The 4839-nt window shown below is 74.9% G+C and carries 5 protein-coding genes; 4 read left to right on the forward strand and 1 reads right to left on the reverse strand.

All coding sequences use genetic code 11. The features are described from left to right. The 3 genes from FA014_RS17885 to purM form a co-directional block, all read left to right on the forward strand. The coding region (locus tag FA014_RS17885) for a hypothetical protein (protein ID WP_230323367.1) at positions 1-357 on the forward strand (357 nt) is incomplete at its 5' end. A gap of 106 nt (positions 358-463) precedes the next feature. Then, positions 464-2014, forward strand: a complete 1551-nt coding sequence (gene purF, locus FA014_RS17890; protein ID WP_154730982.1) for an amidophosphoribosyltransferase — start codon at positions 464-466, stop codon at positions 2012-2014. Beyond that, a complete protein-coding gene (gene purM / locus FA014_RS17895; RefSeq protein WP_154730983.1) occupies positions 2011-3126 on the forward strand; it encodes a phosphoribosylformylglycinamidine cyclo-ligase in 1116 nt (371 codons plus the stop codon). The genes purF and purM overlap by 4 nt, the downstream gene beginning before the upstream one ends. A 306-nt stretch (positions 3127-3432) precedes the next feature. On the opposite strand, the gene FA014_RS17900 is transcribed toward purM, so the two are convergent. After that, positions 3433-3624 (reverse strand): DUF3073 domain-containing protein, encoded by a 192-nt coding sequence (locus FA014_RS17900; RefSeq protein WP_147794565.1) that lies wholly within the window; start codon positions 3622-3624, stop codon positions 3433-3435. A 747-nt stretch (positions 3625-4371) separates the two neighbouring features. Here FA014_RS17900 and FA014_RS17905 point away from each other — a divergent pair. After that, a complete protein-coding gene (locus tag FA014_RS17905; RefSeq protein ID WP_139405057.1) occupies positions 4372-4581 on the forward strand; it encodes a BldC family transcriptional regulator in 210 nt (69 codons plus the stop codon). Positions 4582-4839 lie beyond the last annotated feature (258 nt).

The following is a 4839-nucleotide window of genomic DNA, read 5'->3' on the forward strand; positions in this document are numbered from 1 at the left end:
TCTGCCGTTCACGTGGGCGGAGACCACGAGGTCCTGGGGGTCCGGGACCTCGTCCGGCGTGACGACGGCGGGGCCGAGCGGGGCGAACGTGTCGCCGAGCCCGCCCGGGTCCGCCGCGCCCCCAAGATCGGCGCGTTCATCACCGCCGGCGCGCTGCTCGGGGCGCTGGTCGGCCTGGTCGCGGCGCTGCTCGCCGGGTCGTCGAGCGGTCTGGCCGGGTCGGACCCGCAGGCGTTCATCAGCGTGCTCGGCGGCCAGGGCGGCGCACGTGCGGCGTCCGCGCTGATCGGCGCGATCGTCGGGGCGTTCGCGGGGGCGCTGGCGGCGCTCGTGGCGGACCGGCGCAGCCGCCGCTGACCCGCCGCCGGTGCCGGCGCGCCCGCGCGGCCCGGCCCCCGTCGGCCCGGGACCGAGGCCCCGGACGCCGCACGGCGGTGCGCGTGGCATGTGTCACCATGGAGTCGTGGCCCCCCGCGGAGACGGCAAGCTGAACCACGACCTCCTGCCGAACGAGAAGGGACCCCAGGACGCATGCGGCGTCTTCGGGGTCTGGGCTCCCGGCGAGGAGGTCGCCAAGCTCACCTACTTCGGGCTGTACGCGTTGCAGCACCGGGGCCAGGAGTCGGCGGGCATCGCGACGTCGAACGGCGAGCAGCTGCTCGTCTACAAGGACATGGGCCTCGTGTCCCAGGTCTTCGACGAGACCGCCCTCAACGCCCTGCACGGCCACATCGCCGTCGGGCACGCGCGCTACTCGACGACCGGTGGCAGCACCTGGGAGAACGCGCAGCCCACGCTCGGTGCGACGGCCGGCGGCACGGTCGCCCTCGCGCACAACGGCAACCTCACCAACTCGGCCGAGCTGGTCGACCTGGTCGCGGAGCGGTACGGGGCCCAGCGGCGCGGTGAGCTCGCGCGCGGCAACACCACCGACACCGCGCTCGTGACGGCGCTGTTCGCGGGGGACCAGGACCACACGCTCGAGGCCACGGCGATGGAGGTGCTCCCGCGCCTGCGCGGCGCGTTCAGCCTCGTGTGGATGGACGAGCACACCCTGTACGCCGCCCGCGACCCCCAGGGCGTCCGCCCGCTGGTGCTCGGGCGGCTGGAGCGGGGCTGGGTCGTCGCGTCGGAGACGCCGGCGCTGGACATCGTGGGCGCGTCGTTCGTGCGGGAGATCGAGCCGGGCGAGCTGATCGCGATCGACGCGGACGGCCTGCGCACGCAGCGGTTCACGGAGAAGCAGCAGCGGGCCGGGTGCGTCTTCGAGTACGTCTACCTGGCTCGCCCCGACACGACGATCGCCGGCCGCTCCGTGCACGCCGCGCGCGTCGAGATGGGCCGCCGCCTGGCGAAGGAGCACCCGGTCGAGGCCGACCTGGTCATCCCCGTGCCGGAGTCCGGCACCCCCGCCGCGGTGGGCTACGCCCAGGCGTCGGGCATCCCGTTCGGGCAGGGCCTGACCAAGAACGCCTACGTCGGGCGCACGTTCATCCAGCCGTCGCAGACGCTGCGCCAGCTCGGCATCCGGCTCAAGCTCAACCCGCTGCGCGAGGTCATCCGCGGCAAGCGGCTGGTCGTCGTGGACGACTCGATCGTGCGCGGCAACACCCAGCGCGCGCTGATCCGGATGCTCCGGGAGGCCGGCGCGGCCGAGGTGCACGTGCGGATCAGCAGCCCGCCGGTGAAGTGGCCGTGCTTCTACGGCATCGACTTCGCCTCGCGCGCCGAGCTCATCGCGAACGGCCTGGCCGTCGAGGAGGTCGGCTCCTCGCTCGGCGCCGACTCGCTCGGCTACATCTCGATGGACGGGATGATCGCCGCCACCGAGCAGCCCGCGGCGCAGCTGTGCACCGCGTGCTTCACCGGCACGTACCCCATCGAGCTGCCGTCGCAGGACCGGCTCGGCAAGAACCTGCTGGAGCAGAACGAGCTGCCGCTCGGCGCTCCGGAGGACGGACTCGCCACCCTGGTCCCGGGGACCGGTGGCTCGAACGCGCTGGAGCACCCGTGACCGAGGGCATCACCTACGCCGCCGCCGGCGTCGACACCGAGGCGGGCGACAAGGCCGTCGAGCTCATGAAGGACGCGGTGCGCGCGACGCACGGGCCGCAGGTGCTGGGCGGGGTCGGCGGGTTCGCCGGGCTGTTCGACGCCTCGGCGCTGGTCGGGTACCGGCGGCCGCTGCTCGCGACGTCCACCGACGGCGTCGGCACCAAGGTCGCGATCGCGCAGGCGCTGGACGTGCACGACACCATCGGGTTCGACCTGGTCGGCATGGTCGTGGACGACATCGTGGTGGTCGGCGCCAAGCCGCTGTTCATGACCGACTACATCGCGTGCGGCCGGGTCGTCCCCGAGCGCATCGCCGACGTGGTCCGCGGCATCGCGGCGGCCTGCTCGGTCGCCGGCACCGCGCTGGTCGGTGGCGAGACCGCGGAGCACCCGGGCCTGCTCGGCCCCGACGAGTACGACGTCGCCGGCGCCGCGACCGGCGTGGTCGAGGCCGACGCCCTGCTCGGCCCGGAGCGGGTGCGGGCGGGCGACGTGCTCGTGGCCCTCGGGTCGAGCGGCCTGCACTCGAACGGCTACTCGCTGGTGCGCCGCGTCGTCGCGCACGCCGGCTGGTCGCTCGACCGGCACGTGCCGGAGCTCGGCCGGACGCTCGGCGAGGAGCTGCTGGAGCCGACCCGCGTCTACGCCTCCGACTGCCTCGCGCTGGTCGAGCGCGCGGGCGGGGCGGTGCACGCGTTCAGCCACGTGACCGGCGGCGGGCTCGCCGCCAACGTCGCGCGCGTGCTGCCCGCGGGCCTGGTCGCCGACGTGCCGCGCGGTTCCTGGACGCTGCCGCCCGTGTTCTCGCTGGTGCAGGCCGCGGGCGCGGTGCCTTGGACCGACCTGGAGCGGACCCTCAACCTGGGTGTCGGCATGGTGGCCATCGTCGACGCGGCGGGCGCCGACGCCGTCGAGCAGCACGCGGCCGAGCTCGGGCTGACCGCCTGGCGGCTCGGCGAGGTGCGGGAGCTCACCGCCTCCGACGCGGAGGGCGGGCCGGACCTGGTCGCGGGCACCAAGGGCGTGCAGGGCGGCGCGGTGCGGCTGAGCGGGGAGTACCGGACGGCCTGACCCGCCGGGACCGCGACGGGGCGGGCGCGGCCGCGCCGGGTGGCGTCGCGGGCTGCCGGGCAGGCCGCCTGCCCCCGGGTACGCCGTGCGCGCGTCGGGCCGCGCGGGCGTGGCGGGGTGCGCGAGTCTGCGGGAGCCGAGCGCACGGGTGCGGACGCGGCCCCCGGACGCCCCCGGGCAGCGCACGAGCCGGGCCCGCCCTGCGCCGTCGGGGACGGTGCGAGGAGGCCCGGCTCGTCGTGCGGGTGGCCGCTGCTGGTCAGCGGCAGGGCCGGTGCCGCGCGAGGCGGCTGCCGACCCGGGTATTCAGCGCTCGTCCGCCCATCGAGGGGGGTAGTCGTCACCCTCGTCGTCGGAGTCCTGTCGGCTGTCGGTGACGAGGTCGTTCCGGTGGCCGGTGAGCTCCTGCTCCAGCGCCCGGTAGTTGGTGTCGGGACTGAAGTACTTCAGCTCCCGCGCCACCTTCGTCTGCTTAGCCTTCTGACGGCCGCGCCCCATGGCATCGACCCCCTCTAACGTGGAAGCGGGGCGGCTCCGTGCTCACACGTGCGGCCCCGGGATGCTGAATAGTCTGTTCGTGACGCAACGGTACATGGTCTCCCGGCATTCCGACCACTCGCCCGGGGACGCGTGCGCGCCCCGACCCGCTCCGGGCGTGCCGGCGTGGGGTCGCCGCCGACGCCGCCCGCCGGGCGCGGGCGGGTCCGACGTGCTCCGACGGCGAGCTCCCGCGCGCGCGGGTGCGTGGGACTGAGGTCCAGGGCGACGCGGGAGGCCGAAGATGTGATCTTCGCCACTGGCGAACGCGCGTGCGCGTCGGGACGATGGGTCGTGCGGGTAGCGGGTGCGATCTGTCGTGAGAGCCGCGAACTGGGACGAACGTCCCGGTCGTAGCGCTTCGGAGGGCGCGTGCCCGCCGTCACCCACCCGGACGAGTGGGGGGTTCCCGCTCCAGGACCCCCCGTTCGGCGCATGGTGCCGACGCGCAGTCATGTCGGCTTCGACCTAGAGTGTCCCCATAGTTACCGCTTGTCCCGGAATGGGACGTTGGTACTAGTTGTCGGAAGTTCGCACGTGACACCGTGGTCACGGTGGGGGCGCAAGGGGGGTCGAGCGCGATGACGTCACCGATGCCGATGCCGCCCGGTCCAGGCCGGGCAGCGGTACCGATGACCAAGTTCCTGTCTGTCATGACGGCGGGTCACCCGACCGGTCGTCGCCACGAGGGCACCCCGGAGGTCTGACGTGTCTGCCCCCCACACCGAGAACGAGATCCTGCTGACCCCGTCCGAGGTCGCGAGCCTGTTCCGGGTCGACCCGAAGACGGTCACCCGCTGGGCGAAGTCCGGCAAGCTGTCGTCGATCCGCACGCTCGGCGGCCACCGCCGCTACCGCGAGACCGAGGTCCGCGAGCTGCTGGGCGGCATCCCCGGCCAGCGCGGCGACGACGTCTGAGTCCACCCCGGCGGCCCGGCCGGCCCGCCGCCCACGCGGCGGCGGACGGCACGGGCCGACGGCCGTCGCCGACGGCTGACGACAGCCACCCGGTGCCAGCACCGGCGCGCGCCCGCGCCGTCGTGTCCGATCCCCGCCGGTGACCCCGGCGCCGGTGGGCGCAGGATGGTGCCATGACCGAGACCACGACCGCCGCCGCGCCGCTGCTCGGCGGCGCCACCCCGCGGGTCGACCTCGCCCCGCGGCCCGACCCGACCG

The sequence above is a fragment of the Cellulomonas hominis genome (genome assembly GCF_005239125.1).
Classification (GTDB): Bacteria; Actinomycetota; Actinomycetes; order Actinomycetales; family Cellulomonadaceae; genus Cellulomonas; species Cellulomonas hominis_A.

What these genes read in the sequence shown, in the direction of transcription:
- FA014_RS17900 (WP_147794565.1), bottom strand. Translation starts at nt 3,624, where the DNA reads ATGGGGCGCGGCCGTCAGAAGGCTAAGCAGACGAAGGTGGCGCGGGAG.